Annotated in this window: 25 protein-coding genes, 1 tRNA gene and 9 pseudogenes; 18 read left to right on the forward strand and 17 right to left on the reverse strand. The window is 66.8% G+C overall.

Annotated elements, in window-relative coordinates; all coding sequences use genetic code 11:
• Positions 1–80: 80 nt before the first annotated feature.
• Complete coding sequence (locus DA06_RS24225) at positions 81–680, reverse strand: helix-turn-helix domain-containing protein (RefSeq protein ID WP_418606284.1); 600 nt, start codon at positions 678–680, stop codon at positions 81–83.
• 342 nt (positions 681–1,022) lie between these two features.
• On the opposite strand from DA06_RS24225, the gene DA06_RS24230 reads away from it, so the two are divergent.
• The 5 genes from DA06_RS24230 (at position 1,023) to DA06_RS24250 (ending at position 3,239) form a co-directional block, all read left to right on the forward strand.
• Positions 1,023–1,280, forward strand: a complete 258-nt coding sequence (locus DA06_RS24230) for a hypothetical protein (protein ID WP_418606285.1) — start codon at positions 1,023–1,025, stop codon at positions 1,278–1,280.
• Positions 1,238–1,768, forward strand: coding sequence for a metallophosphoesterase (locus tag DA06_RS24235; protein ID WP_043506989.1), 531 nt, complete (start codon positions 1,238–1,240; stop codon positions 1,766–1,768). Before DA06_RS24230 ends, DA06_RS24235 begins: the two co-directional genes overlap by 43 nt.
• A gap of 231 nt (positions 1,769–1,999) precedes the next feature.
• Complete coding sequence (locus tag DA06_RS24240; RefSeq protein WP_418606286.1) at positions 2,000–2,383, forward strand: carbohydrate ABC transporter permease; 384 nt, start codon at positions 2,000–2,002, stop codon at positions 2,381–2,383.
• Complete coding sequence (locus DA06_RS24245) at positions 2,362–2,721, forward strand: carbohydrate ABC transporter permease (protein ID WP_418606288.1); 360 nt, start codon at positions 2,362–2,364, stop codon at positions 2,719–2,721. The genes DA06_RS24240 and DA06_RS24245 overlap by 22 nt, the downstream gene beginning before the upstream one ends.
• Positions 2,721–3,239 (forward strand): polysaccharide biosynthesis protein, encoded by a 519-nt coding sequence (locus tag DA06_RS24250; RefSeq protein ID WP_418606289.1) that lies wholly within the window; start codon positions 2,721–2,723, stop codon positions 3,237–3,239. The genes DA06_RS24245 and DA06_RS24250 overlap by 1 nt, the downstream gene beginning before the upstream one ends.
• A gap of 274 nt (positions 3,240–3,513) precedes the next feature.
• Here DA06_RS24250 and DA06_RS24255 read toward each other — a convergent pair whose 3' ends face one another.
• Positions 3,514–3,831 carry a DUF2530 domain-containing protein gene (locus tag DA06_RS24255; RefSeq protein WP_418606291.1) on the reverse strand — a complete coding sequence of 106 codons (318 nt, stop codon included), beginning with the start codon at positions 3,829–3,831 and terminating at the stop codon, positions 3,514–3,516.
• Between the two features lie 7 nt (positions 3,832–3,838).
• Here DA06_RS24255 and DA06_RS24260 point away from each other — a divergent pair.
• The 4 genes and pseudogenes from DA06_RS24260 to DA06_RS24275 form a co-directional block, all read left to right on the forward strand.
• Positions 3,839–4,298 (forward strand): annotated as a pseudogene (locus DA06_RS24260) (amidohydrolase family protein); the annotation flags it as partial.
• Positions 4,299–4,312: 14 nt separating this feature from the next.
• Positions 4,313–4,642 (forward strand): annotated as a pseudogene (locus DA06_RS24265) (LLM class flavin-dependent oxidoreductase); the annotation flags it as partial.
• Positions 4,643–5,118: 476 nt separating this feature from the next.
• Positions 5,119–5,505 carry a zinc-ribbon domain-containing protein gene (locus DA06_RS24270; protein WP_418606292.1) on the forward strand — a complete coding sequence of 129 codons (387 nt, stop codon included), beginning with the start codon at positions 5,119–5,121 and terminating at the stop codon, positions 5,503–5,505.
• 74 nt (positions 5,506–5,579) lie between these two features.
• Positions 5,580–5,846 carry a zinc-ribbon domain-containing protein gene (locus DA06_RS24275; RefSeq protein ID WP_418608199.1) on the forward strand — a complete coding sequence of 89 codons (267 nt, stop codon included), beginning with the start codon at positions 5,580–5,582 and terminating at the stop codon, positions 5,844–5,846.
• Here DA06_RS24275 and DA06_RS24280 read toward each other — a convergent pair.
• From DA06_RS24280 to DA06_RS24290, 3 genes and pseudogenes are all read right to left on the reverse strand, one after another.
• Positions 5,816–6,271, reverse strand: a pseudogene (locus DA06_RS24280) (ABC transporter permease subunit); the annotation flags it as partial. The gene DA06_RS24275 and the pseudogene DA06_RS24280 overlap by 31 nt on opposite strands.
• A gap of 475 nt (positions 6,272–6,746) precedes the next feature.
• Positions 6,747–6,992, reverse strand: a complete 246-nt coding sequence (locus tag DA06_RS24285; protein ID WP_418608201.1) for a DNA cytosine methyltransferase — start codon at positions 6,990–6,992, stop codon at positions 6,747–6,749.
• Positions 6,884–7,234, reverse strand: coding sequence for a hypothetical protein (locus DA06_RS24290; RefSeq protein WP_418606293.1), 351 nt, complete (start codon positions 7,232–7,234; stop codon positions 6,884–6,886). Before DA06_RS24290 ends, DA06_RS24285 begins: the two co-directional genes overlap by 109 nt.
• Positions 7,235–7,557: 323 nt before the next feature.
• Here DA06_RS24290 and DA06_RS24295 point away from each other — a divergent pair.
• A pseudogene (locus tag DA06_RS24295) lies at positions 7,558–7,692 on the forward strand (hypothetical protein); the annotation flags it as partial.
• Positions 7,693–7,777: 85 nt separating this feature from the next.
• On the forward strand, positions 7,778–8,125 hold the full coding sequence (locus DA06_RS24300) for a sodium/proton-translocating pyrophosphatase (protein WP_052437074.1): 348 nt from the start codon (positions 7,778–7,780) through the stop codon (positions 8,123–8,125).
• A gap of 9 nt (positions 8,126–8,134) precedes the next feature.
• On the opposite strand, the gene DA06_RS24305 is transcribed toward DA06_RS24300, so the two are convergent.
• Positions 8,135–8,308 (reverse strand): hypothetical protein, encoded by a 174-nt coding sequence (locus DA06_RS24305; protein WP_418606294.1) that lies wholly within the window; start codon positions 8,306–8,308, stop codon positions 8,135–8,137.
• Between the two features lie 451 nt (positions 8,309–8,759).
• Here DA06_RS24305 and DA06_RS24310 point away from each other — a divergent pair, with 451 nt between their 5' ends.
• The 3 genes and pseudogenes from DA06_RS24310 to DA06_RS24320 all read left to right on the forward strand — a co-directional run.
• Positions 8,760–9,554 (forward strand): O-antigen ligase family protein, encoded by a 795-nt coding sequence (locus tag DA06_RS24310; RefSeq protein ID WP_418606295.1) that lies wholly within the window; start codon positions 8,760–8,762, stop codon positions 9,552–9,554.
• 37 nt (positions 9,555–9,591) lie between these two features.
• Positions 9,592–9,792 carry a hypothetical protein gene (locus DA06_RS24315; RefSeq protein ID WP_043507037.1) on the forward strand — a complete coding sequence of 67 codons (201 nt, stop codon included), beginning with the start codon at positions 9,592–9,594 and terminating at the stop codon, positions 9,790–9,792.
• 1,214 nt (positions 9,793–11,006) lie between these two features.
• A pseudogene (locus DA06_RS24320) lies at positions 11,007–11,629 on the forward strand (IS3 family transposase); the annotation flags it as partial.
• Here DA06_RS24320 and DA06_RS24325 read toward each other — a convergent pair.
• Entirely contained in the window at positions 11,593–12,156 is a 564-nt protein-coding gene (locus DA06_RS24325) for a hypothetical protein (RefSeq protein WP_418606296.1), read from the reverse strand. The pseudogene DA06_RS24320 and the gene DA06_RS24325 sit on opposite strands and share 37 nt — an antisense overlap.
• 165 nt (positions 12,157–12,321) lie before the next feature.
• Positions 12,322–12,744: a DUF4011 domain-containing protein gene (locus tag DA06_RS24330; protein ID WP_418606297.1), complete on the reverse strand. Its 423-nt coding sequence runs from the start codon at positions 12,742–12,744 to the stop codon at positions 12,322–12,324.
• A gap of 58 nt (positions 12,745–12,802) precedes the next feature.
• On the opposite strand from DA06_RS24330, the gene DA06_RS24335 reads away from it, so the two are divergent.
• The gene (locus tag DA06_RS24335) at positions 12,803–13,165 is read left to right on the forward strand and encodes a hypothetical protein (protein WP_418606298.1); all 363 of its coding nucleotides are present in this window, start codon (positions 12,803–12,805) and stop codon (positions 13,163–13,165) included.
• A gap of 830 nt (positions 13,166–13,995) precedes the next feature.
• Here the strand turns inward: DA06_RS24335 and DA06_RS24340 are convergent.
• Positions 13,996–14,190 (reverse strand): Gfo/Idh/MocA family oxidoreductase, encoded by a 195-nt coding sequence (locus tag DA06_RS24340; RefSeq protein WP_418606299.1) that lies wholly within the window; start codon positions 14,188–14,190, stop codon positions 13,996–13,998.
• A 283-nt stretch (positions 14,191–14,473) separates the two neighbouring features.
• Between DA06_RS24340 and DA06_RS24345 the strand changes: the two genes are divergently transcribed.
• Positions 14,474–14,782 carry a hypothetical protein gene (locus DA06_RS24345; protein WP_418606300.1) on the forward strand — a complete coding sequence of 103 codons (309 nt, stop codon included), beginning with the start codon at positions 14,474–14,476 and terminating at the stop codon, positions 14,780–14,782.
• Between the two features lie 253 nt (positions 14,783–15,035).
• Here the strand turns inward: DA06_RS24345 and DA06_RS24350 are convergent.
• The 3 genes and pseudogenes from DA06_RS24350 to DA06_RS24360 form a co-directional block, all read right to left on the reverse strand.
• Positions 15,036–15,674 (reverse strand): annotated as a pseudogene (locus tag DA06_RS24350) (DNA gyrase C-terminal beta-propeller domain-containing protein); the annotation flags it as partial.
• A gap of 228 nt (positions 15,675–15,902) precedes the next feature.
• Positions 15,903–16,235, reverse strand: a pseudogene (locus DA06_RS24355) (recombinase family protein); the annotation flags it as partial.
• A gap of 73 nt (positions 16,236–16,308) precedes the next feature.
• The gene (locus DA06_RS24360) at positions 16,309–16,737 is read right to left on the reverse strand and encodes a PadR family transcriptional regulator (RefSeq protein WP_418606301.1); all 429 of its coding nucleotides are present in this window, start codon (positions 16,735–16,737) and stop codon (positions 16,309–16,311) included.
• A gap of 543 nt (positions 16,738–17,280) precedes the next feature.
• Here DA06_RS24360 and DA06_RS24365 point away from each other — a divergent pair.
• Positions 17,281–17,577: a hypothetical protein gene (locus DA06_RS24365; RefSeq protein WP_418606302.1), complete on the forward strand. Its 297-nt coding sequence runs from the start codon at positions 17,281–17,283 to the stop codon at positions 17,575–17,577.
• Between the two features lie 118 nt (positions 17,578–17,695).
• On the opposite strand, the gene DA06_RS24370 is transcribed toward DA06_RS24365, so the two are convergent.
• Positions 17,696–17,926, reverse strand: a complete 231-nt coding sequence (locus tag DA06_RS24370; protein ID WP_052437076.1) for a protoglobin domain-containing protein — start codon at positions 17,924–17,926, stop codon at positions 17,696–17,698.
• Positions 17,927–18,106: 180 nt separating this feature from the next.
• On the opposite strand from DA06_RS24370, the gene DA06_RS24375 reads away from it, so the two are divergent.
• Positions 18,107–18,195 (forward strand) — tRNA-Ser (locus DA06_RS24375).
• Positions 18,196–18,465: 270 nt separating this feature from the next.
• Here DA06_RS24375 and DA06_RS24380 read toward each other — a convergent pair.
• The 4 genes and pseudogenes from DA06_RS24380 to DA06_RS24395 all read right to left on the reverse strand — a co-directional run bounded on the left by DA06_RS24380 (position 18,466) and on the right by DA06_RS24395 (position 21,616).
• Positions 18,466–18,834 (reverse strand): hypothetical protein, encoded by a 369-nt coding sequence (locus tag DA06_RS24380; protein WP_418606303.1) that lies wholly within the window; start codon positions 18,832–18,834, stop codon positions 18,466–18,468.
• Positions 18,835–19,102: 268 nt separating this feature from the next.
• Positions 19,103–19,497 (reverse strand): annotated as a pseudogene (locus tag DA06_RS24385) (integrase core domain-containing protein); the annotation flags it as partial.
• Positions 19,498–19,788: 291 nt separating this feature from the next.
• Positions 19,789–21,134: pseudogene (locus tag DA06_RS24390) on the reverse strand (isocitrate/isopropylmalate family dehydrogenase).
• Complete coding sequence (locus DA06_RS24395; RefSeq protein WP_418608203.1) at positions 21,077–21,616, reverse strand: sodium:solute symporter family transporter; 540 nt, start codon at positions 21,614–21,616, stop codon at positions 21,077–21,079. The pseudogene DA06_RS24390 and the gene DA06_RS24395 overlap by 58 nt, the downstream one beginning before the upstream one ends.
• Positions 21,617–21,625: the final 9 nt, after the last annotated feature.

The raw sequence follows: 21,625 nt of genomic DNA on the forward strand, positions 1-21,625 counted from the left end.
GGTGGCCGTCCTGCTCGCCCGCGGTTCCGACGTCGTCGTCGCCATCAGCACCGTGCGCTGCTTCCCTGCCGGCATTGAGATCAACCTGATCGTCCATGCACAGCATCCCGGACCGGACCTTTCGACCAGGTGTCCGGATACAGCACCAGCGAAGACCACCTGCAGTGGACTGTTACGTACCCTGACGGTGCGACCGCCGTTGCCGGTGCTGACGTCGGCAACAGCGCTCCAGAGACGCCGGTGGTCATTCCGTTGTACACCAGCGGCTCGGCGGGCGAAAGCGAGGCGGAGGTGACCGCAACCTTCTGGCTCTCACCTCTTCCGCCTGCCGGCACCCTCCGATTCCTGTGCTCCTGGCCGGGCCGCGACATCCCGCCGGTCACCACCGAACTCGACACGGAGCCGCTGCTTGAGGCCGCCTGCTGCCGGTGCAGCTCCTGCTCGTGCTGCCCGATGATGCGCTCGAACGCCACCTGCGGGGACTCTGTCCGAAGGTTCGTGGGGTCGGAGTGAGACCGTCGGACGAAGCCCTTGTCCCCCAGCATCGCGAGGACCTGGGCGACCTCGTCGTCATCTTTGGACAGGCGACCTGCGAGCTCGTCCAGCGACATGTCGGGGTGCGCGAGGAGAACGCGGTACACCTCGACGGCGTCTGCGCTCAACCCCAGCGGCTCGAACATCTGTCTCCAATGTCTCTCTGACCTGGATCGATGCTAATGGTCACGCTGCCCTCGAACGAGTTGCCACTCTGATCAGAGTGCCCCCATATCGGACGAGCACGCGCAACGTCTTCCGAGACAAGGGCAACGTGCTTGCCACTGGCAGCAAAGTTTGCCCGCCCCAAAATCCTTTGGGGGGATTCCCGGGGCACTGAGCGGGCGATTTATCGATGCAGATGGCCGAACGGGCATCGAAGTGACTGAGGAGGTCGTGACTATGGTTCGGAAGTCGAGGAGCCGTTCGGCGAGCGCACGTACGAGCAGTACCCGGACGGCGCCGACTTCGACTGGGGCTTCAGCCACGTGCCGGACACCCAGCTCTACGCCGAGGCGACGCCGTGGATGGCCAACGAGATGTTCGAGCACATCGTCGACAACGCCGACGAGCGCAAGACCGAGCTGGTCATCCACGCCGGTGACTGGGTCAACCGCGAGTACCTGGACGACGAGCACCAGTGGCGAGGTGTCGAGCCCGCGGCTCGAGCCCTCGAGGAGGCGGACATCCCCCTCATGGTCTCGTGGGGAACCACGACTACTCGGAGGACCGCAACGGCCGCCTGATGCTGGAGAAGTACTTCCCGGTCTCACGCCTGCAGGAGGGTCTCGAGGGTTCCCCGTTCACGTTCGGAGGCAGCTTCGACATCGACAACACCTACTACACGGCCGAGATCGAGGGGGCGAAGCTCCTGTTCCTCTCGCTGAGCTACTGGTCGGCGAACACCGACGACGACCCAGGGATCCAGTGGGCGCAGGACGTGATCGAGGCGCACCCGGACCACACGGTGCTGCTCGCGACGCATGACTACATGCACGCCCGCGACGCGAACGACCCGTACTCCAACCCGCGGATCAACAAGCTGCTGGTCGACCCGTACCCGAACGTCGACCTGGTCTTCACCGGTCACAACTCGGGCAGCTTCGTCGCGGACCGCGTCACGGCCGACGGCAGCACGTCCTACGGCATCCTGACCGACTACCAGACGCGACCGTGGGGCGGCGAGTCTACAAGAACCTCAGCGTGGACGCCGAGAACGGCCTGCTGTACGTGAACACGTACTCGCCGTGGCTCGACTCGTGGACGCGGACGGACGCTGGCACTCGCCGATCTCCGAGGACGACGTCGCCGGGTTCCACGGTGACGACTCCGAGAACTTCGTGCTCGAGCGACTACGACGTCATCAACGACCCGAACTTCGTCGGGCTGGACAACTACCGCCAGTCTTCGAGGACCGAAGATCGCGACGTCCCTCGGGAACACGCTCTTCTACGTCGCGATCCAGGTGCCGCTGTACGTCCTCGTCTCGCTCGCGCTGGCCATGCTGCTCAACAGGGCGGGCCGGGCGGCCGGGTTCTTCCGCACCGCCTTCTACCTGCCGCACATGACCCCCCCGGTGGCGGTCGGGGTGCTCCTGCTGCTGGTGTTCAACGGCCAGAACGGCCTCATCAACGAGGTTCTGGGCTTCTTCGGCATCGACGGGCCCAACTGGACGACCGACCCGGACTGGGTCAAGCCGGCGATCATCCTCACCAGCCTGTGGTCGGTCGGGTCGTCGATGATCATCCTGCTCGCGGCGCTGCGGAACGTCCCGCAGGAGCTCTACGACGCGGCCCGCGCGACGGCGCGAACGCGTGGCACCGCACGGTGCGCATCACGGTCCCGATGATCTCCGGCGCGCTCTTCTTCGTCGTCGTGATCAACACGATCGCGGCGTTCCAGAGCTTCACCGAGGCCTACACGGCCTTCTTCGGATCGGGGAACACCACCTACGGCAACGAGGCGGCGCTGTTCTACGTGATCTACCTGTTCCAGCAGGCCTTCGAGTTCCTCAACATGGGCTACGCCTCCGCCATGGCGTGGGTGCTGTTCGCGATCATCCTGGTCATCACGCTGGTCCAGCTCAGGTTCTCCAGACGACTCGTCTACTACGAGGGGGGAGCACATTCGCTCGAAACAATCCCGGTTCGGGCACGACCGTCTCCATCACCCGGTACGGCAACGTGATGTACTCCCGAGGCTCAGTTATTCCCATGTTCGTAAAACAACTGGAGTCGGGACAGCCCCTGACCTTAACCGAACCCCACATGACCCGCTTCCTTATGTCTCTAGACCAATCTGTGGACCTCGTCTACCACGCATTTCTGAACGCCGCCCCTGGCGATCTTTTCGTGCGAAAGGCTCCTGCTAGCACGGTTCACACACTTGCCCTCGCTGTAGCTTCGCTACTGGGATACGACGAGCCAGAGGTGCGGGTAATCGGGGTCCGGCACGGCGAAAAGATGCACGAAACCCTTCTCAGCCGCGAAGAGATGGTCACCGCAGAGGACCAGGGCGGGTACTTCCGCGTCCCGCTCGATGCGCGGTCCATGCAGTACGAGCTCTACTTCGACGAGGGTGACACGAAGACCGCACGCCTGGACGATTACACGTCGGAGAACGCCGAACGCCTTACCGTCGAGCAGACAAGAGAACTTCTGCTAACTCTGCCTGAATTCGAGGCTCTCAAGGTGGGAGCCGCTTGATGCGGGTCTTGGTAACCGGGGCCGACGGCTTCCTGGGCTGGCACACCAGGTCACGCCTCAAGGCTCTAACCGATCATGCAGTAGTCCCCGTCGGCGTCGTCTGCGAGAGCTGAGCGGCAGGGAACAGCGCGCTGAAGGGTGGGAAGCTACGGGCGGGAACGCTGAAGGGAGCCGAGAACCCGCGGTGCCGGTCGGCGGGGAGAGAGCAAGGAAAGGGCCCCCGGAGGCAGCCGATGCGTCTGGGGGAAAGCCGCACCGTCGCCCCCGGGGGTACCTAGTAGAACACCTCGGGTGCCCGTTTGGTTCCCGTTCGAGCGAAGTTCTGCAGACCTGCCCGTGGAGGGCGGCTCAGGCGGCCCGGCGGCGCCTCCGGTACTCGTGGACGTAGCCCAGCACACCCGACGACGCCATCCCCACGCCCGACGAAGCACACGTCGACCCAGTTCTCCGGTACCCGGCCGAGCATCTCGAGTACCCCGACGACCACAGTGGCGACGATCCACAGCACCGTGCCGGACACCGTCAGAGTGACGGCGTTGACCTTCGCGGGCGGAGGGTCCGCGCGACGCTGGAAAAGGTGAAGGTCGGGCATGGTCGAGATGCTATCGGCGGACACCACTGCCCGTTCTGCATGAAGGACCAGAAGGAGATGGGCGTCGGGAACTTCGCCAGGATCCCCAACGGGATCGGCGGGGTGGAGCACCGGATGGACCTGCTGTACCAGGGAGTCGTCACCGGCGAGATCACCCTCGAGCGGTGGGTGGAGCTGTGCTGCGTGACGCCGGCCCGGATGTTCGGCCTGTACGGGCGCAAGGGCGTCATCGCCCCGGGGCTGACGGCGACGTCGTGGTCTACGACCCGAACGGGCACACGAGCATCGGGGTCGGCCGGACGCACCACATGAACATGGACTACTCCGCCTACGAAGGGTTCGAGGTCGACGGCCATGTGGACACCGTCATCTCGCGGGGGACGGTCGTGGTCGACGATGGTCAGTTCCGTGGCCGGGCCGGCCACGGCCAGTACCTGCGCCGCTGCCTGTCGCAGTACCTCGTGTAGAGGAGGCCTGACCCATGGACTTCGGTGTCGTGCTGCAGAACAACCCGCCGTCGCGGGTGGTGGATCTCGCCCGCCTGGCGGAGACGCACGGCTTCTCCCACGTGTGGACGTTCGACTCCCACCTGCTGTGGCAGGAGCCCTTCGTCGTCTACAGCCAGATCCTCGCCCACACCCGCAAGGTGATGGTCGGCCCGATGGTCACCAACCCGCTCACCCGGGACGTGACCGTGACCGCGTCGGCCTTCGCCACGCTCAACGAGATGTTCGGCAACCGGACGGTGTGCGGGATCGGGCGCGGCGACTCCGCCGTCCGGGTGCTCAACGGCCGCCCGGCCACGCTGGCCCACAGACCGGCCACTATGAGCACCGCGAAGCCCCAGGCCGCTCGACCACAAGCCGTGAATTTGCGGTCGGCCAGTCGAGCCAGATCCACCACCTGCTGCCAGGCGTCATCACTGACTTTCACCCGTCCCACGTGCTCGACGACCTGCGCGGTGCTCGCTTGGAGGAGTGAAGGCCACGCGAAGCGGTTGAGTCGCGAGTAGTTGACGGACTTCTGAGGACCGATCGCCCGCATGAGCCAGAAGAGGGTCCAGAGGAAGGTGACAAGTACGACGAGGGCAAGTCCTCCTACAATCAGCGCCGACCGGCATCCCTGAGCGAGAACGGTCACCACCAGGTCGACCTTCGCCATGAGCATGGTGAGCACCACCCCGAGGCCAGCCGTCAGTATCGTCGCCTTGGTCTCGGCGAATCGAACCCAGTTCGCCACTCTGGTCGAGCGACTGGAACGCCCCATCAGACTGCCCGGACCGGCGGCGTGACTTCACTTGCCACAATTCCCGGGACCTCACCGTCCACCGTCAGGCCTGGCAGTGGCCTGAAGGTGGGCTGGATCTGCGGTCTCGGGCATCGCTACAAGGCAACGGTCGACGCACGATCCGGTCGTGGTCAGGGTTGCCCCGTGTGCGCGAACCTCCGGGTGCTCCAGGGCTACAACGACCTCGGCACGACCCATCCGCAGATAGCCGCACAGTGGGACGCGGAACGAAACGGTGCACTTGGACCCGAGGGCATCGTCGCCGGTTCCAAGAAGAAACACCATTGGGTGTGCGCACGCGGCCACCGCTACACGGCGGCACCGTATAACCGGGTAGCTGGGAAAGGCTGCCCAGTCTGTGCGGGACAAAAGTCATCGCCGGCGTGAATGATCTTGCCTCCACTCATGCCAGTGTCGCCGCAGAGTGGCACCCAACGCGCAACAGTGAACTGCTCCCGTCCATGGTCACCGCTGGAAGTGGGCGTAAGGCTTATTGGCAGTGCCCCCGGGAGCACGCGTTCGAGGCGGTAATCGTCAAGCGCGTGTCGGGCTCCGGCTGTCCCATCTGCGCAAACAGGAAGGTCCTTGCCGGTTTCAACGACCTCGCCACCAGGCATCCCGAAATCGCCGCAGACTGGCATCCGACGAAGAACGCTCCACTCGCACCGGTGGACGTGGTCGCCGGCAACCTAGCCTGCGCGCCCGCCGTCAGTCCGCCCACGATGTAGCGCTGCAGGAACATGAAGAGCAGGAGCACCGGCAGCGCACTGATCACCGCCCCGGCGGCGAACAGGCCCCAGTTCGCCTCGAGCAACGAGGACACCCAGCCGTACAGCCCCACCGCCAGCGTCCAGTTCTGCTCGGACTGCAGGATCACGCGGGCGATGACGAAGTCGGAGAACGAGCTGATGAAGGAGAGCAGGCCGACGACGGCCAGGATCGGCGCCACCAGGCGCAGGATGATCGTCCAGTAGATCTGGGCGTGCGTGGCGCCGTCGATCTTGGCGGCCTCGTCGAGCTCGCGCGGCACGGTGTTGAAGAAGCCGTACATCAGGAACGTGTTCACGCCGAGGGCGCCGCCCAGGTACACGCAGATGAGTGCGATCTGACTGTTCAGGCCCAGCACGGGCACCACGTTCCGCAGCCCGAGCAGCCTCCTGCATCCGCCGCCGGTGCGGGCCCGGGACCCGCGCGCAGCACACCACCTCACCCTTGCCGATGTCCAGCGCCGCGACGCGCTCGACGATCTGCTCCTCGTCCGCTGCAACCTCCATGACGGCCGACACCTCCCCGTGTCAGGTTCCCGACAGCAGTGACCGCCTGTAGGAGCTGATAGGGCAAGGAGAAATCTAACCCTCGTGCTCGAAGCAACAGTGACGGGCCCACAGCACAGCTCCCGGCGCCCGACTAACTGACGGCCTCGATCGGACCAAGGAGCAACGGCGTCGACGAGCGACCACCGCGCCATTTCAGCCCGTGGCGGGCTGCCACGCCAGGGGCGAAGGACTAACTGATGAAAGAAGCGGATACAGGTTCTCGAGACTCGCCAAAGGGTTCCTAAACCTCGGATAGCGACCTCCCAGCGCGAACATCCCCGCCCCTGTCCGTTTCATAGGCGTTCGAAGGCGTCAGGGCGTCGACACCAAGGCATGAGCGATATGTCGCCCCAGCGCCTCTGCCAACTGAACGGGCACTGCATTGCCGATCTGTCGTGCGATGGCGGTCTTCGAACCGACGAACCGGTGCTCCTTGGGGAAGCCTTGGATCAGCGCCCCTCCATCAACGTCAGGGCCCGGTCCTCGTCGGGATGGAGGAACCTTCCCTTCTCCGGCTTGGAGAACTCGGTTCGGAGCGTGACCGACGGGCGGTCCCAGGAGAGCCTTCCCAGTACGTCACCCGCCCCGGCCGTGTGTTCGCGCCAGCAGCGCGGGAGAAGTCGATCGGCAACGTCGAGCCGAGAGCCGCCAGGCGGCACGGAACGGATTCGCGCCTTCATCACCGATGAGTAGTGACGGTCGACGTGCAGGTCTCTGGTGCGGAACACACCCGGTACCGACCGGCCGTCGAGTTCGACCCAGCGGCCTGGCAGTTCCGTCTCGCCGACCCATCTCTTCACGCCCCGGAGTGCGTCTCGCAAGGTGCGGTGGGACCCGGCATGGGTGGGTTGCGGGAAACCCGGGTTCTCGAGGTCGCGGTGATGTCCGATGAGGACCGCCCGTTTGGCTCAACTTCGAGACGCCCTCACCGCGCTCGTGCGGCTGACCTCGGTCCTGTCGATCCTCGCCGACCTCACGCGGTGGCCTGGGCGGTGCTGTCCCCCGAGCACCCCCGACGGGACTGTGGTGGGAAGCTGGCCACGATCGTCTCGTTCGGCACCGCTGGCCGGCGCGGTGATCCCGGACCTCGTGCCGGGCGTTCACCTCCACGGGCAGCCGGCACGTGCGCGAGATCGTCAAGAGCTCGCGCCAGGGCGGGGCGTCGCTGAACATCCTCTCCGGTCTCGTCGCCGGCAACTTCTCCGCCTTCTGGCTGGGGATCGTCGTCGTCGCCCTCACCGGAGGCGCGTACCTGGTGAGCCTGCAGGGGCTCGGCGCCCTCATGCTCGCGCCCACCGTCTTCGCGTTCGGGCTGGTCGCTCGGCTTCCTGAGCCTGGGGCCGGTGACCATCGCCGTCGACTCCTACGGCCCCGTCACCGACAACGCCCAGAGCGTCTACGAGCTGTCCATGATCGAGGAGATCGCCGGCGTCGAGGACGAGATCCGCCGCGAGCACGGCTTCGAGGTCCGCTGGGACCGCGGCAAGCAGATGCTCGAGGAGAACGACGGCGCGGGCAACACCTTCAAGGCCACCGCCAAGCCCGTCCTGATCGGCACCGCCGTCGTCGGCACGACGATGATCTTCTCCATCGTCATGGCGCTCACGGACGGCCTGACGACGGACCTGGAGAACCTCGTCGATCATGCACCCGCCGTTCCTGCTGGGGGATCGTCACCGGCGGCGCGGTGATCTACTGGTTCACCGGGCGCCTCGATCCAGGCGGTGACGACGGGCGAGCCGACGGGCACCGGCCGGCAGCGAGCGCCCGGCCACCTGGCCCTCGGGAAGGTGGCGGAGCTGCCGGAGGTGTTCCGCCTCCGCGAGGCGCTCCTCGTGGATCGTTCTGGCGAACTCTGGACTGATGTGGCTCATGGTCTTCCCGCCGTCGTGAGTGGGATGCGGTCCGCTTGTTCGCCGAGCGGCCGAGCGGGCGGCCGGATCCCACGTGGTTGGTGGACGGCACTAGCATTTCCCTCCAGCGTGATACCCCCTAGGGGTAGCGTGGGGGGATGGCTGGGACGTGGGACGGATGTCTCTCAGGCACGGGGGCGGTGACCGATGAGTGAACGGCTCGTCGCGGTCGTGGGGTACGCCGGGGGTGGAGCTGCTCGACATCTCCTGCGTGACCTCGGCCCTGTGCCTCGCCACGCGCTGGGTGCCGTGCCCGGCTATCGCGTCGTCCTGCTCACGCCCGGCGGGGGACCCGTCGAGTGCGACTCGGGCCTGTCGCTCCAGGGCCAGGAGTCCCTGCAGCGCTGGACCGCGCCGGTGGACACCGTCGTCGTCTCCGGGGGACTCGGGCACGAGGAGGCTCGTCTACGCCATGTGCCTCTCGGTCCGGGAGCGGCTCAACCTTCTGGTCGTCGCCCTCGGAGCGCTCGTCCTCGTCCGTGCGACTCTGCCGGGACTCCTCGGCACGATCACCGGCTTCTTCCTCGGAGCGGCGGAGGACGACAGTGTCACGGCACGACTGGACGACTACCCGGTGGTCGACAAGTTCTTCGCGGAGTCGCCCTGGATCGGTCGCGGGCTCGGCACCTTCCTGCCCGAGGAGTACGTCCTCCTCGACAACCAGTACCTGATGTCGCTCGTCGAGGGCGGCATCGTGCTTCTCGGCGCGACCATCGCCTTCTTCGTGCTGGCTCTCGCGAGCGCCGGGGAGGCGCCATGCGCGCCACGTCTCTCGCCGACGCCTCGCGGGCGCAGGCGGTCCTCGCGGCGATCACGTCCATCGCGGTCTCCGGGATGCTGTTCGACCTCTTCAGCTTCGCCCAGGTCACGGTGGTGCTGTTCCTCCTCGTCGGGATCGCGGGGGATGCTGTGGCACCACGGCCAGCAGAACGGCCTGGCCATCCCCGACCCGGTCCAGCGGTTCCGCAACGCCCGCAGCGAGCATCGCCCCGCGGCGAAGGTCGCAACCCCCAAGGGCCGCCAGGTCGGCGTTGGTGGGGCCTTCTCCGTCGACCGCGACCGGCGACGCGAGGGCATGACGCTCTGGGCCGACCTTGAGGAGCCCACACAGGAGGACATCGAGCAGCTCGGCGATGATCCTCTGGACGTGCTCCTAACCCACGAGCACCAACCGCGTCCAGCTCCGGAGCCAGCTCAAACTCCCTGACGATGTCGTCGCGCGTGCGAACAACTCACGGGACCTCGTGCGCCAGGCTGTGGAGCGGACCCGACCGGCGCTGCTCGCCCACGGCCACTGGCACCAGCGTCTCACCAGCGAACTCATCCGCGCCGACGGCGGAGTGACCCGAGTGGAGTCCTTGGCCGCCGATGACATGCCGCGCGACGCCGTGCTGCTCGACCTGAAGACACTGCACGTGGGCCCGCTGCCGAAGAAGATGTGGTAGCCCAAACGCCCCCTGCAGGCGACTCCACCGGGCTAGCACCGATGAACGAGATTCTCGCCTCGTCTCCCGCACCTCCTCGAGCATCACGTCGATAAGGGAAGGAGCTTGTCGCTCATCATGCTCCTCAAGCCGTCGGACGGCTGGTACGGCCCTGCTGGACGACTTCATGACGCGCGCTGGTTTCGTCCCCGGGTTGGAACGTCTGACCGCCCTCCGGCGCCAGGCAGCAGTAACGAACGGTATAGCGACGCCAGCCTGCGCACGATCGCGCTTCAGGACCTGGCTGCTCAACCCACAGCAAGCCGGACTTCACGAAGGGGTGAACTGGGGTGCCTCGTCAGCGATGCCGCCGCCCAAGGGGCCCCGGCTCTCGGCAGTACCGCGCTGTCGATGCGTGAGGTGCATTCGACGGCGTGTTGGGGGGCTCAGTTGTCGGTGGTCGACTGTGGCTGCAGGGGACCGTACTTGTACGAGGCGGTGACGCCGCCGTCGATGAGGAAGTCGCTGCCCGAGACGTAGCCCGCGTCCGGGCCGAGCAGGTAGGCGCCCAGGTGCCGATCTCGTCGGGGGTCCCGGCGCGGCCCGCCGGGGACTTTCGAGCATGCGGCGGTATCCCGCCCCGCGTGGTCCGGTCAGCTCGTCGCGGGCCAGCGGGGTGATGACGATGCCCGGGGCTGATGGCGTTGACCCGTGCGCCGCGTGTCACTTCGCCGCAGATAGCTGCCGACGAGCATCCAGCCCGACGCTGCGTGCTGCCCCGCTTCGCTACGCACCGCGGCCGTTTAACGATCGTCTACTGGTTGTCATTGAGGAGGTCCGGGGCTTTCTTTCGGAATTTGCAGGAGTGGATGTCTAGCGTCTCCAATTGAGGCTCGTACCCGACGTGCAGCCACTGGCAGCCAGCCCGCCAGTGACGGCCGCCGCTGGCAGCACGAGGACGCGACGTTCCCACGCCGTTAGTGGTCGGGACCGGACGCGGATAATACCCGGCCGTCTCTGCGCTCTTCGACGAGCCCAACCGCGCTTATGCATCCTCGACCTAGGCTCGCCTGCGCGCCTTCACCGGTTGCACCATGACACCTTCTTGAACGGCGATACGAATAGACAAGTCATATATTCCCAGGCCAGACGGGGCATTCTCACTCGCCCCGCCACCTACACACGGCCCATCCATCGGTGGATCGAGGCTTAGTACGCTGAACCACGGGTCGCCGGCACGGCGCCACCGCACCACCGTGCCGGGCAGGGACGGCAAACGGGCTGGGGACCTGCTGAACCGGGACTTCACCGCGCCGGCACCGAACCTGGTGTGGGTCACCGACTTCACCTACGTGCGGACCTGGGAGGGGTTCGTCTACGTCGCTTTCATCGTCGACGTCTTCGCCCAGCGGATCCTGGCCTGGCACGCCCAGCGCACAAAGGTCACCGACCTGGTCATGGTCCCGCTGCGCATGGCGATCTGGCAGCGCGACCGCGAGGAGCGGCCCGTCGCCCGCGGGCAGCTGATCCACCACTCCGACGCGGGCAGCCAGTACACCTCGATCCGACTGACCGAGCACCTGGCCGTGGAGGACATCGCACCCTCGATCGGCACCGTCGGCGCCTACGACAACGCCTGATGGAGTCGATCATCGGCCTGTACAAGACCGAGTGCATCGCCACCACCGTCTTCCACGACGGGGCGTACAAGACCCTCGCCGACGTCGAGTTCGCCACCGCCGGGTGGGTCGCCTGGTACAACAACACCCGGCTGCACTCCAGCATCGGGATGGTCCCGCCCGTCGAGCACGAGCAGGCCCACTACGCTGCCCTCGAGCCCGAGGCCCAGCCAGTATGAGAGCGGCACGAAAACCCGAACGCTTCAATGCGGTGGTCCAGGTCGCACACCACCGACGCGCGCGCAGCCGGGGAAGGTGGCAGGTGAGGTCCCGGGCCCGCGTCCGCGACAAGAGATGGGAATACCCTCTCGTACTCTTCGGGAGTTTCGTCCTCGAGACGGTACGTCAGGATCTCGACGATCAGAAGGAGGCCCTCGTCGGCACAGTCCCGGACGAGCTGACGGATCTCCTGCGCCACGCGGGAGTTCGTGTCCTGACGATCCGGCCGCATGTAGAACAGCATCTTGGCCACGTCGCCACCCAACTCACGCACCGTCCGGGGGGTTACGCCCTCGACGAACTTCGTGTAGCGCAATCCGTCGACAGTGACGTATCCAGAAGCGTCCATGCCGACCACAAGTGCGGTGTCGCGGCTGAGGGTCCTCGTCAACCAGGCGGGGAAGCGCCACCTCGGGATCCAGGAGAATCGCGGGAGCATGGTTACCGAGGTACCGGACCAGGTCACCCTTCGCTTCCGCGAGCTCATCCTTGCTGATTGTCGCCGGGCCACCGGGCGCGTTCATGACGGCCTTCATTCCGTTTCGCTGGTCGGCCGCCACGATCAGCATGTTGCCGGCTGACGTGCAGATCGCGGGCCATACCGCGGCGCTCGGCGGGGGTGGAGGCGGCGGGGGTGGCGGGTACTCCGCGGTCATCGTCTGCGTCCTCGCGTGATGCTGAACCAGGCCGGGTTCTTGGTCGCCAGCGCCCGCCACGAGTGGGTGCGCGGCGATGGCGGCCTGGTTGTCGATGAGGTCCCGGTACATCGCCTCCTTATGGAACGTGAATGTGGAGAGGACGACCGTTGGCTTGATCTCCCAGCCGCTCCGTCCCCCACCGCCCCGGTGACCGCGCCGAACAGCCCGTCCAGCGACTCGTCCTCGAGGTCGTCGAACGTCGGGATGGTGACCCCGAACTCCTGCATCCGCAGCACGAGGGCCGGGTTGATGACGGCGTCTTCGTCGGCGCTGCGGAGGTGCGGAATGGATCGGGGGCCGTCGGACTCGAGCGTGACGGGCAGGAGGAGGACCGGGCTCGTGCATCGGGGTGCCGTCCAGTTCCGCCAGTGCAGCATGCCCACGACCGTAGTAGGCGATCTTGTCGGCGACCCCTGAACTCATGGAGTTGCGCACGTGGTACTCGGAGCCCCTGCGGACCGCGAACGTGTCCTTGCCGTCGGCGTCCCAGTCGCCGACGAGAACGGTGTCGTCGGACCGGCCGTACGCCACGACGGAATCGGCGCCGGAGGTCAGGCTGTTTTTGACGTGGTACAGGTTGCCTCGCCGGACGGCGAGGGTGTCGACGCCGTCACCGTCCCAGTCGCCGACGAAGACGTCGTCGGCCGCCGACCCGTAGGTGAGCTCGATGTTGGCCTTCGACGAGAACGTGTCGGACAGGTAGAAGCCGCTTCCGCTCCCACCGATCGCTCCACCCTTGGCAGATGCCGTCGGCAGACCGACGAGCGACCCGGCCACGACCATCCCGGCGACTCCTAGCGAAGTCACGCGTCTTCCCACTTCCTGCCCCTCCCAGGTGTGCGCCTGCAGAGCCGCCGACTGCGTCGGGCTGAGCGGCCTACCAGGCCCACGGCTCCACCGGGCTCACGACCCGGCCCTTGGAGTCTAGGAAGGATCAGGCCGAGTTCACCGAAGCCCAGCGCCGCCGCGGCGCCGCAGTCGTCAGGTCGTACGTTCTTGGTCCGGACCGCCGAGAGTTCCGCCCGGTCGGAGAACTCGCTCGGGCCCTCGACGACGAGGTTCGCCCGTTCCTGCTCACCACGCTCAGCCAGGGGACGCCGGTGGCCGCTAGGCACGCGCTGTGGCTCCTTATGGGACTGTCGGACCTCGACCCGGCGAGTCTGGATCTGCCACGTGCACGAGAGGTGCTGCTCGGCACCTGCACCTCGGAAGATCTCTACTACCGGCAGATGGACTGGCTCACCATGGCCGCCCGCCGCCTGAGGTCGGACGAGTGGATCGCGACGGTCACCGCAGAAGCGCTCGGCACGGGAGCCCCGCGCTCTACGCCTGCTCGCCGTCCTACCCGGCGTACAGCTCAGCCCAGAGCAGCAGCAACACCTCGGCGAATTCATCATCAACGACATCGCGTCCGGGAAGCCGACGCTGCCCGTCGAGGAACTCGGCAACCTGTGTGGCCATCCCGAACTGGACCTGCCGGCTCCCGACCGCGCCAGCTAATCCTTGGTTCTTGAGGAACCGCTTGACCCCGGGAAGTCATCTCTGGTTCAGGCCAAGAGGCCTTCGTAGAGGTAAGCACGAGCGTCACGCCGTCGACTCCGTCGCGGTGAGCACCTCCTCGACGATGTCTATGCGGAACGGGTTTGCTCGAAGGAGGTCATCACGTCGACCGTGCTCCGCGCGCCTACGACGGAGCGGGCGCGCTCCACGTCGAGGTCGCACACGGCCACGAGATCCCAGTCCGGGCTGCTCCGGAAGTTGCGGGCGAGGTTCGGCCCCCAGTAGCCGGCTCCAACGACCGCGGCGGAAAGCTGCGATGCCATGTGGTCCCTCCTCGGACGGGGCGCCGAAATCACCCGGTCAGGTAATCAGCGGCCCGCACCTGGCATCGACGAGAGGTGCGGATGAGCGCGGTTGAAAACGAGGGGGTGGACAAGGGTGAACCCCGACGCGCCGGCGGCCGCGGCACCGGAGCGAAACGGTCGTATCACTCGCCGGTTCGCACAGCGCTGACAAAACGGTGACGCGCACCGAGGACGGTGCATATCGTGCAGCGCAGGCGAGCGACGGCCGGCGGGCGGTCGCTCACGGCACGAGGAGTCCGTAGTGAGCACTCTCTCCATGAAGGCCGTGACAGACGCGGACACCAGGGCCGGGACAGGCAAGCACGTCCCGGCGGCGCCCGCGGGCAACGCCCGGGCGCTGAACGGGATCTCGCCTGCGACCCACTGGTCGTACACGTCGGCGCCCGCGGAGCGCAGCACCATGTCCTCGATGAAGTCGGTGGCCGGCCAGCCGGTGGCCCCACCGGACTCGATGCCCGCGCACCAGGGCTTGGTGGTGTCCGAGCCCTGCTCGTCGGCGATGGTCTGGGTGAGGGTCATCAGCTCGTCCCACGTCTTCGGGACCTCGTAGCCGTTCTCCTCGAACGCTCGGCGAGTACCAGACGAAGGACTTCACGGACGCATCAGCGGGGCGGCGTAGAACTCGCCGTCGACGGTGCCGTAGTTCTTCCAGTCCTCGGACCAGCCCTCGTCGACCTTCTCCTCGACCGCGTCGGGGGCGGCCACGACATGGCCGTCGTTGACCATGCGCTGGAGCAGGCCGGGCTGCGGGAAGATCGCCAGGTCGGGGGCGTTGCCACCCTCGGCCTGCACGACGACCTGCCGATGACGCCGCCGGAGCGGTTGGTGTTGTACTCCTGCAGGCGGGTCTTCTTCACCAGCCCGCGCTGGGTGGCCAGGACGAGGTACTGGGCCTGGTCGTAGTCCCTCAGCGCCACCACCTGGGCGATGGTCTCGCCCGGCTGGAACGCGAGCAGGTTGGCCACGTGCTGGCCCCTGGAGTCGCGGCCGCCCTCGGGCAGCTCGTACCCCCTTGGCGCGGTAGACACGGCCGAGGTTGGTGAAGAACAGCAGCCAGTGGTGCGTCGTCGTGACACCGAAGTGCTCGACGATGTCGTCCTCGCGCAGCTGCGCCCCGCGCACGCCCTTCCCGCCGCGCTGCGAGCGGTAGTTGTCGGTCCGGGTGCGCTTGGCGTAGCCGCTGCGCGTGATGGTGACGACGACCTCCTCCTCGGGGATGAGGTCCTCGATGGACATCTCGCCGTCGAAGGGCACGATCGTGGTGCGCCGCTCGTCGCCGTACTTGTCGACGATGGTGGTGAGCTCCTCGCCGACGATCTGGCGCTGGCGCTCGGGGGACGCGAGGATCGCCTTGAAGTTGCGGATCTTCGCCTCCTCCTCCTGGTACTGGTCGAGGATCTTCTGGCGCTCAAGGCGGCCAGGCGGCGCAGCTGCATCGTGAGCGCCACACCGCTCCGGAAGACCAGCGTCAGCCTGCGAGGTGCCGGTAGACGGCCGCCCGAGACGACGCCAAGGGCTCTGGCTACGTCTGCGTCGGGTCTCCCCGGCGGCTTGTCGAAACCTGCCGCCGCGATCTTGTCTGCGTCCATCACCGTGGGTCGGCCGCCGACTCGACCCTGCGCGCGCGCAGCCGCGAGGCCGGCCATCGTACGTTCACGGTTGATGTCGCGCTCGAGCTCTGCAAACGCGGCCATGACGGTGAAGAAGAATTTCCCCTCTCCCGTCGGCGTGTAGGTGCCGACGAGCGTGCCGCTCAACACACGCAGGCCGATCCCACGGTCGCTCAGACTGTCCGCGATGGTGAGGATCTCTTTGGTCGACCGACCGAGACGGTCGAGCTTCCAGACGACAAGGGTGTCGCTGCCGTCGCGGAGGAAGTCCAGCGCCTGCTCCAAGCCAGGGCGCCTGCTCGATCGGCTGCTGACCTTCTCCTCGATCCGGATACAGCTGGCAGCCTCGAAAGCGTCGCGCTGCAGCTGGAGGTCCTGGGAGTTCGTCGACACACGGGGCGAGCCCGATAAGCGATTGCGTCACCGCGCTAGCGTCTCAGGAATACATGCCGCAACTTTGAAATGGCTAACCCGAGCGCGCGCTGCATGGCGGTGAGCGCGGCGAGCAGCTGCTCGGTGTGGGCCCGCCGCTGGGCCAGGAGGTCGAGCACCTCATCCCGACCGAGCTCGCCGGCGAAGACGCCCGGGCGAGGAGGTCGCGCTCGGCCGGCACGGACAGGGGCGAGGCCAGCCACTCGTGGAGCGCTGCCCGGCCAGCTTCGGTGATGTGGTGCTCCTGCCGGTCCGGTCGGGTCTCCTGGTGCACCACCTCGACGGTGGCGTAGCCGTCCTTCACGAGCGAGGCGAGGGCGCGGTACACCTGCGCCTTGTCCGCCGCCCAGAAGTGCCGGACGGTCGAATCGAGGTGTCGCTTGATGTCGTACCCGGTCATCGGGGCTAGGGCGAGGAGGCCCAGGATCAGGCGGCTGAGGACCAGGGATAGTAGACCACACACCTAGATGACATGTCTCCTATCCGGGTGTGCTGGGGTGAGCGTCGCGCGATGAAGAACGCCGACCCGGATGACGTCTCCGACAGCTGCTCGTGGGTACCGGCCCGTTCCACGGCCGGCAACCGCATGGAGCGCCCGCCCCGCACCACCACGGCAGGGAAGAAATCAAGTTTGCCTCACGCGATTCATGCTCGGGGCCCGCTACCGTCACAGCCAGCCACCCTCGGACGGGAGCCGTCGCCCATGCGTCAAACCACCGCGGTCCTCCTCGCCGCGACGCTCCTCGCTGTCACCGCGAGCTGCGCGCGAAACACCAACCCGACGAACCCACCGTCCACGACGCCACCGCCGCGTGCGTCGATCACCTGCGGCGAGCCACCGGCCAGGACGCACCGTGGAGGCCACTAGTGGCAGGGGTGAGCCACGCCTGGACAGTCACCGGCCAAGCAGGCGGGCGCCGCCCGCAAGGCGCTCGCCGCCGGCCGCATCGTCATCGGCTGGACCTTCCTGTGGGCGTTCCTCGACAAGCTCCTCGGCCTGGGCTACATGACCCCCGCCGAGCGTGCCTGGATCAACGGCGGCACCCCCGCCCAGGGATTCATCAACGGCATCGAGAGCCCCTTCGCCGGCTTCTTCCAGCTCTTCGCCAACCCCTTCGGCGACGTGCTGTTCATGGCCGGCCTCCTCGGCATCGGCGTCGCCATGATCACCGGCGCCGGCCTGAAGATCGCCGCCGTCACCGGCTCCCTGCTCATGCTCTTCATGTACCTCGCCGAGCTCCCCTCGCCATCGGCGGCACCAACCCCATCACCGACTCCCACTGGATCGAGGCCGCGGTCCTGATCATCTCCGCCACCACCCTCGCCGGCGACACCTGGGGCCTGGGCAAGTGGTGGGCCGGCAAGGTCGGCAACAGCTGGCTCCGCTGACCACCACCGCGTCGAGGTAGCGGCTGACCGGCTCACCGTCCGGCCCGGGAGAACTGGGCGAGCAGGTGGTGGTGCGAGCCCATGAAGCCGTACCAGACGTCGAGCACGTCCTCGATCTGGTCGGACAGCACCTCGCCGGCCTGGCGCAGGGCAGCCTCGTCCGCGGGGCCGAAGAGCACGGACGCTTTGAGGAGCTGCAGCTCCTCGAGCGACACGGGCGATGCCGTAGCGGTCTCGTAGTCGTAGCCCGAGATGGTCGTCATGTCTCCTCCTTGAGCAGGACGTCTCGATCTGGACGGTACGCCGGGCGGGAGGGGACGGAAGTGCGGTTGTCGGGCGACCCGGGGATCGCTGCTCCGGCGGTCGCCAGTTGCTGAGGGTGACGGGTCGCACTTCTGCCGATTTTGGGCGGCGACGACGGCACCGGTAGCATCGTCCGGCGAGGTAGCGTGTCCGAGCGGCCTAAGGAGCACGCCTCGAAAGCGTGTGAGGTTAACAGCCTCCGTGGGTTCAAATCCCACCGCTACCGCCAGTCGAAGGGCCCCGGGATCCGGGGCCTTCGCCTTTTTCGTCGTGTGTCGTGCGTTTTCCGGCGGTGGGCCTGTTCCGGCTGGTCGAGTCCGATAATTGCTCGGCCGGGGTGCCCTCGGGAATAGGCGTCGTGGTTACGATCACTTCAACGGGTGCTTGGTTCGCCATGGCGCGCTGCTCGGCACCGCTCACGTAGACGAAAACAAGGCCGGCGCCAACGAGCGCGACGAGAACGGCGCCAAGAACGGCGATTGTGCGTCGATTCATGTCATCAATCAATCAGTTTGAAGGTGAACGACCCCAGGTCCGGGGCGGAGGGATCCAGTTCTGCGTCTGCATCCACCAGATTCATGAACTGGCCAGTGAGGCACTGATTGTTGTTACCGGCGCCGCTACAGGTGGCATTCCCGTACGTGCGGGCCGACCCCCCGAGATTCAGACCGAAACCCGTGAGGCGAAAGCCGACGTGGCCGTAGACGTGATATGTCGCATTGCTACCGGTGCCTGCGAAACCGTTGTGAACGGGTATCGGGATCGGCTCCGCTGCGTCAACCACCGCGACCAGTTGCTCGTAAGTGCATGTCTGCGAAAGATTCGCACCCTGATCACCGGATACCGGCTGGTCAACGGTCGTGGGCACATCGCACGTCGAAACGCCGCTATCCGTGATGACCCCGAAGCCGCCCGGTGGCGTCGGGTCGAAATGTCCCGAGCCCTGGAGTGCGCACTCTTGAGAAATGGCGTCGACGTTGCCGTTCCCGTTAGTTACCGCGTTGATCGTAACGACCGCGCTAGGTGACGTCGTAAGCTCGTACCTGCCATTCTGAAATACGAATGAACTGCCACCGGCTTGGATTGAGCGGCGGCCCGGACAGCGACCGCCGTGCGGCTCTAGGTGTACCCGGCCATCAGGTTGGTGACAGTCGGCTGATCGGCGGGAGGCCGCCGAGTGCGCTGTGGCGTCTTTTGAGTGTTGTAGTACTCGATCCAGGGGGCAAGGGCGGCGGCGCGTTCGGCGTTGCTGGTGAAGACCTGCCGGTAGGCCCACTCGGTCTGCAGGGTGCGGTTGAGCCTTTCGACCTTGCCGTTCTGCCAGGGGCAGTGCGGCTTGATGAACTTCTGCCTGGCGCCGAGCTCGGCGACGACCTCGCGCAGGGAGTGTTTGTAGGCCCAGGCGTTTCGGTGATGACGCGCTCGATCCGGGTGATGCCGTGGGCGGCGGAGTAGGCCGCGGCCCGGCGCAGGAACCCCGCCGCAGGTGGTGCCCTTCGTCGTCGGGCAGGATCTCGGAGTAGGCCAGGCGGACGGATGTAAGTTTCCACCGCTGTGTGAACAACTGTGGATAACGCCCGGCGTCGGTCCACAGCTGTGCAGATCCCTGTGGAGAACTACACCCATGTGGTTTGACTGGCTCAAAGGATCCGACCGGCGGAATACCAGTCCTGACAGGCTGTCGTCGCCGCCGGCGCCGTGCGGTCGTCAACAGGTGGAGCGGCAGGTGCCGGGCACCGGTACCCACATGTCCACAGGAGGCTGTGTGGACGGCAGGGTGGCGTTGGGGACACTCCGCGGTTACCCGATGTGGATGCCTGGGTCACAGGGTGTGGACGGCCGGAGAGCGACGCCGATGGGACTCGGACGGGGGGCGAAGCCCGCGATGGATGCGGCGGGCTAACCGGGCGCACCGGGGATCTGCGACGCATTGCGGCCTGGACCCGCTCTGCCACTGAGGCGGTGCCGCCTGAGACGGCCGCCAAGCCAGCGGGTTCGCCGGACCGTGGGTGGGAGACATCCGCCCTGCGGGGCGGCGGACGACCACCATGGGGGCTGCGGACGACGGCCCCGCCACTGGCCCGGATGTAGGTCCCTCACACCGCGCCCGCAGGGCCACCATCCACGCGCTCTTGCTGGTTACCCACAGGTATGTCCCCAGCTGGGGACAACTACACGGATGTAAGTTTCCACCGCTGTGTGAACAACTGTGGATAACGCCCTCGTCGGTCCACAGCTGTGCAGATCCCTGTGGAGAACTACACCCATGTGGTTTGACTGGCTCAAAGGATCCGACCGGCGGAATACCAGTCCTGACAGGCTGTCGTCGCCGCCGGCGCCGTGCGGTCGTCAACAGGTGGAGCGGCAGGTGCCGGGCACCGGTACCCACATGTCCACAGGAGGCTGTGTGGACGGCAGGGTGGCGTTGGGGACACTCCGCGGTTACCCGATGTGGGACGACGACGTCGAAGCGCGCCGGGTCGAGCACGAAGAGCGCAGCGAGCGCGTCGATGTGGAACTCGCTGGTCGCCACGTCCGGGTACTGCGCCGCGAGCTCGCGGAAGATCTCGTCCCAGAACGGCATGGTGTGGATGATCCCGTTGGACTTCGTGGCCGAGGCCAGCCGCTTGCCCCGCACCTGGGCCAGGTCGTACGCGTAGCGCATGGCCCGTTCCACGCCGCGCCGGGTGAAGACCGACTCCTGGATGGCGAACTCGTCCGGCGTCTCGCGGTACATCCGCCCGCCCGTCTCCGAGTACTCCCCTCGTTGTTCTCCCGGACCACGACGAAGTCGATGCCGCCGGCCGGAACGTCTCGCAGCGGGCTGTCGATACCGGGCAGCAGCTTCACGGGGCGGAGGTTGATGTACTGACGGAAGGCACGGCGGATCGGGATGAGCAGGCCCCAGAGGGAGACGTGGTCGGGCACCCCCGGGTAGCCCACCGCACCGAGGAAGATCTGGTCGAACTCCCGCAGCTGGTCGAGCCCGTTGGGCGGCATCATTCGACCCGTGCGGGCGTAGTACTCGCACGACCACTCCAGCTCGCTCCACTCGAAGCGGATGCCGAAACTGCTGCCGACCGTGTCGAGCACTCTCTGGGCCGCGGGCATCACCTCCTTGCCGATGCCGTCGCCGGGGATGGCGGCGATCCGGTAGGTCGTGTCCATGTCGTCTCCGTTGCAGATCGGCGCACTCGGGCCTCGTGCTCGTCGCGGGAGGCGCCGAGCCGCTGGTACATGTTCTGGTCCGCCAGGATGAGCAGGAACAGCGGCAGGAAGTAGCCCAGCAGCTGGAGGGCGGACAGACCGCCGGTGAGGGAGGTGTGCGTCTCCGGCAGGCCCTGCCGGAACTCGCTCCACCCGCCGATCTCGCCGCCCAGCACGATCGGCAGTGCGGCCATGAGGCCGAGCACGATGACCAGCGCGGAGAAGAAGTCGCTCCAGGCCACCGACTTCAGGCCACCGCCGACGGCGAGGAAGGTGACCAGCACCGCCACGACGATCGCTCCGGCCTCGGGCGAGAGCGGCGTGATCACGCTGAGGATGTACCCGCCGCCGGTGAACTGGTACGCCGCGATGCCGGTGTAGGCGAGGAGTGTGATGAGGGCCGCGATCATCCGGACCCCGACGCCGTAGCGCCGCTCCAGCAGTCGGTCCGC

The organism is Georgenia sp. SUBG003 (assembly GCF_000715355.2).
GTDB lineage: Bacteria > Actinomycetota > Actinomycetes > Actinomycetales > Actinomycetaceae > Georgenia.

Excerpts from the sequence above, each read along its gene's own strand:
- DA06_RS24250 (WP_418606289.1), top strand. The coding sequence starts at position 2,721 with ATGTACTCCCGAGGCTCAGTTATTCCCATGTTCGTAAAACAACTGGAG.
- DA06_RS24310 (WP_418606295.1), top strand. The coding sequence starts at position 8,760 with ATGTGCCTCTCGGTCCGGGAGCGGCTCAACCTTCTGGTCGTCGCCCTC.
- DA06_RS24370 (WP_052437076.1), bottom strand. The coding sequence starts at position 17,926 with ATGACGACCATCTCGGGCTACGACTACGAGACCGCTACGGCATCGCCC.
- DA06_RS24340 (WP_418606299.1), bottom strand. The coding sequence starts at position 14,190 with ATGGCATCGCAGCTTTCCGCCGCGGTCGTTGGAGCCGGCTACTGGGGG.
- DA06_RS24225 (WP_418606284.1), bottom strand. The coding sequence starts at position 680 with ATGTTCGAGCCGCTGGGGTTGAGCGCAGACGCCGTCGAGGTGTACCGC.
- DA06_RS24275 (WP_418608199.1), top strand. The coding sequence starts at position 5,580 with ATGGTCACCGCTGGAAGTGGGCGTAAGGCTTATTGGCAGTGCCCCCGG.
- DA06_RS24365 (WP_418606302.1), top strand. The coding sequence starts at position 17,281 with ATGACCCCCGCCGAGCGTGCCTGGATCAACGGCGGCACCCCCGCCCAG.
- DA06_RS24305 (WP_418606294.1), bottom strand. The coding sequence starts at position 8,308 with ATGAGCCACATCAGTCCAGAGTTCGCCAGAACGATCCACGAGGAGCGC.
- DA06_RS24255 (WP_418606291.1), bottom strand. The coding sequence starts at position 3,831 with ATGCCCGACCTTCACCTTTTCCAGCGTCGCGCGGACCCTCCGCCCGCG.
- DA06_RS24325 (WP_418606296.1), bottom strand. The coding sequence starts at position 12,156 with ATGAGCTCGCGGAAGCGAAGGGTGACCTGGTCCGGTACCTCGGTAACC.
- DA06_RS24330 (WP_418606297.1), bottom strand. The coding sequence starts at position 12,744 with ATGCTGCACTGGCGGAACTGGACGGCACCCCGATGCACGAGCCCGGTC.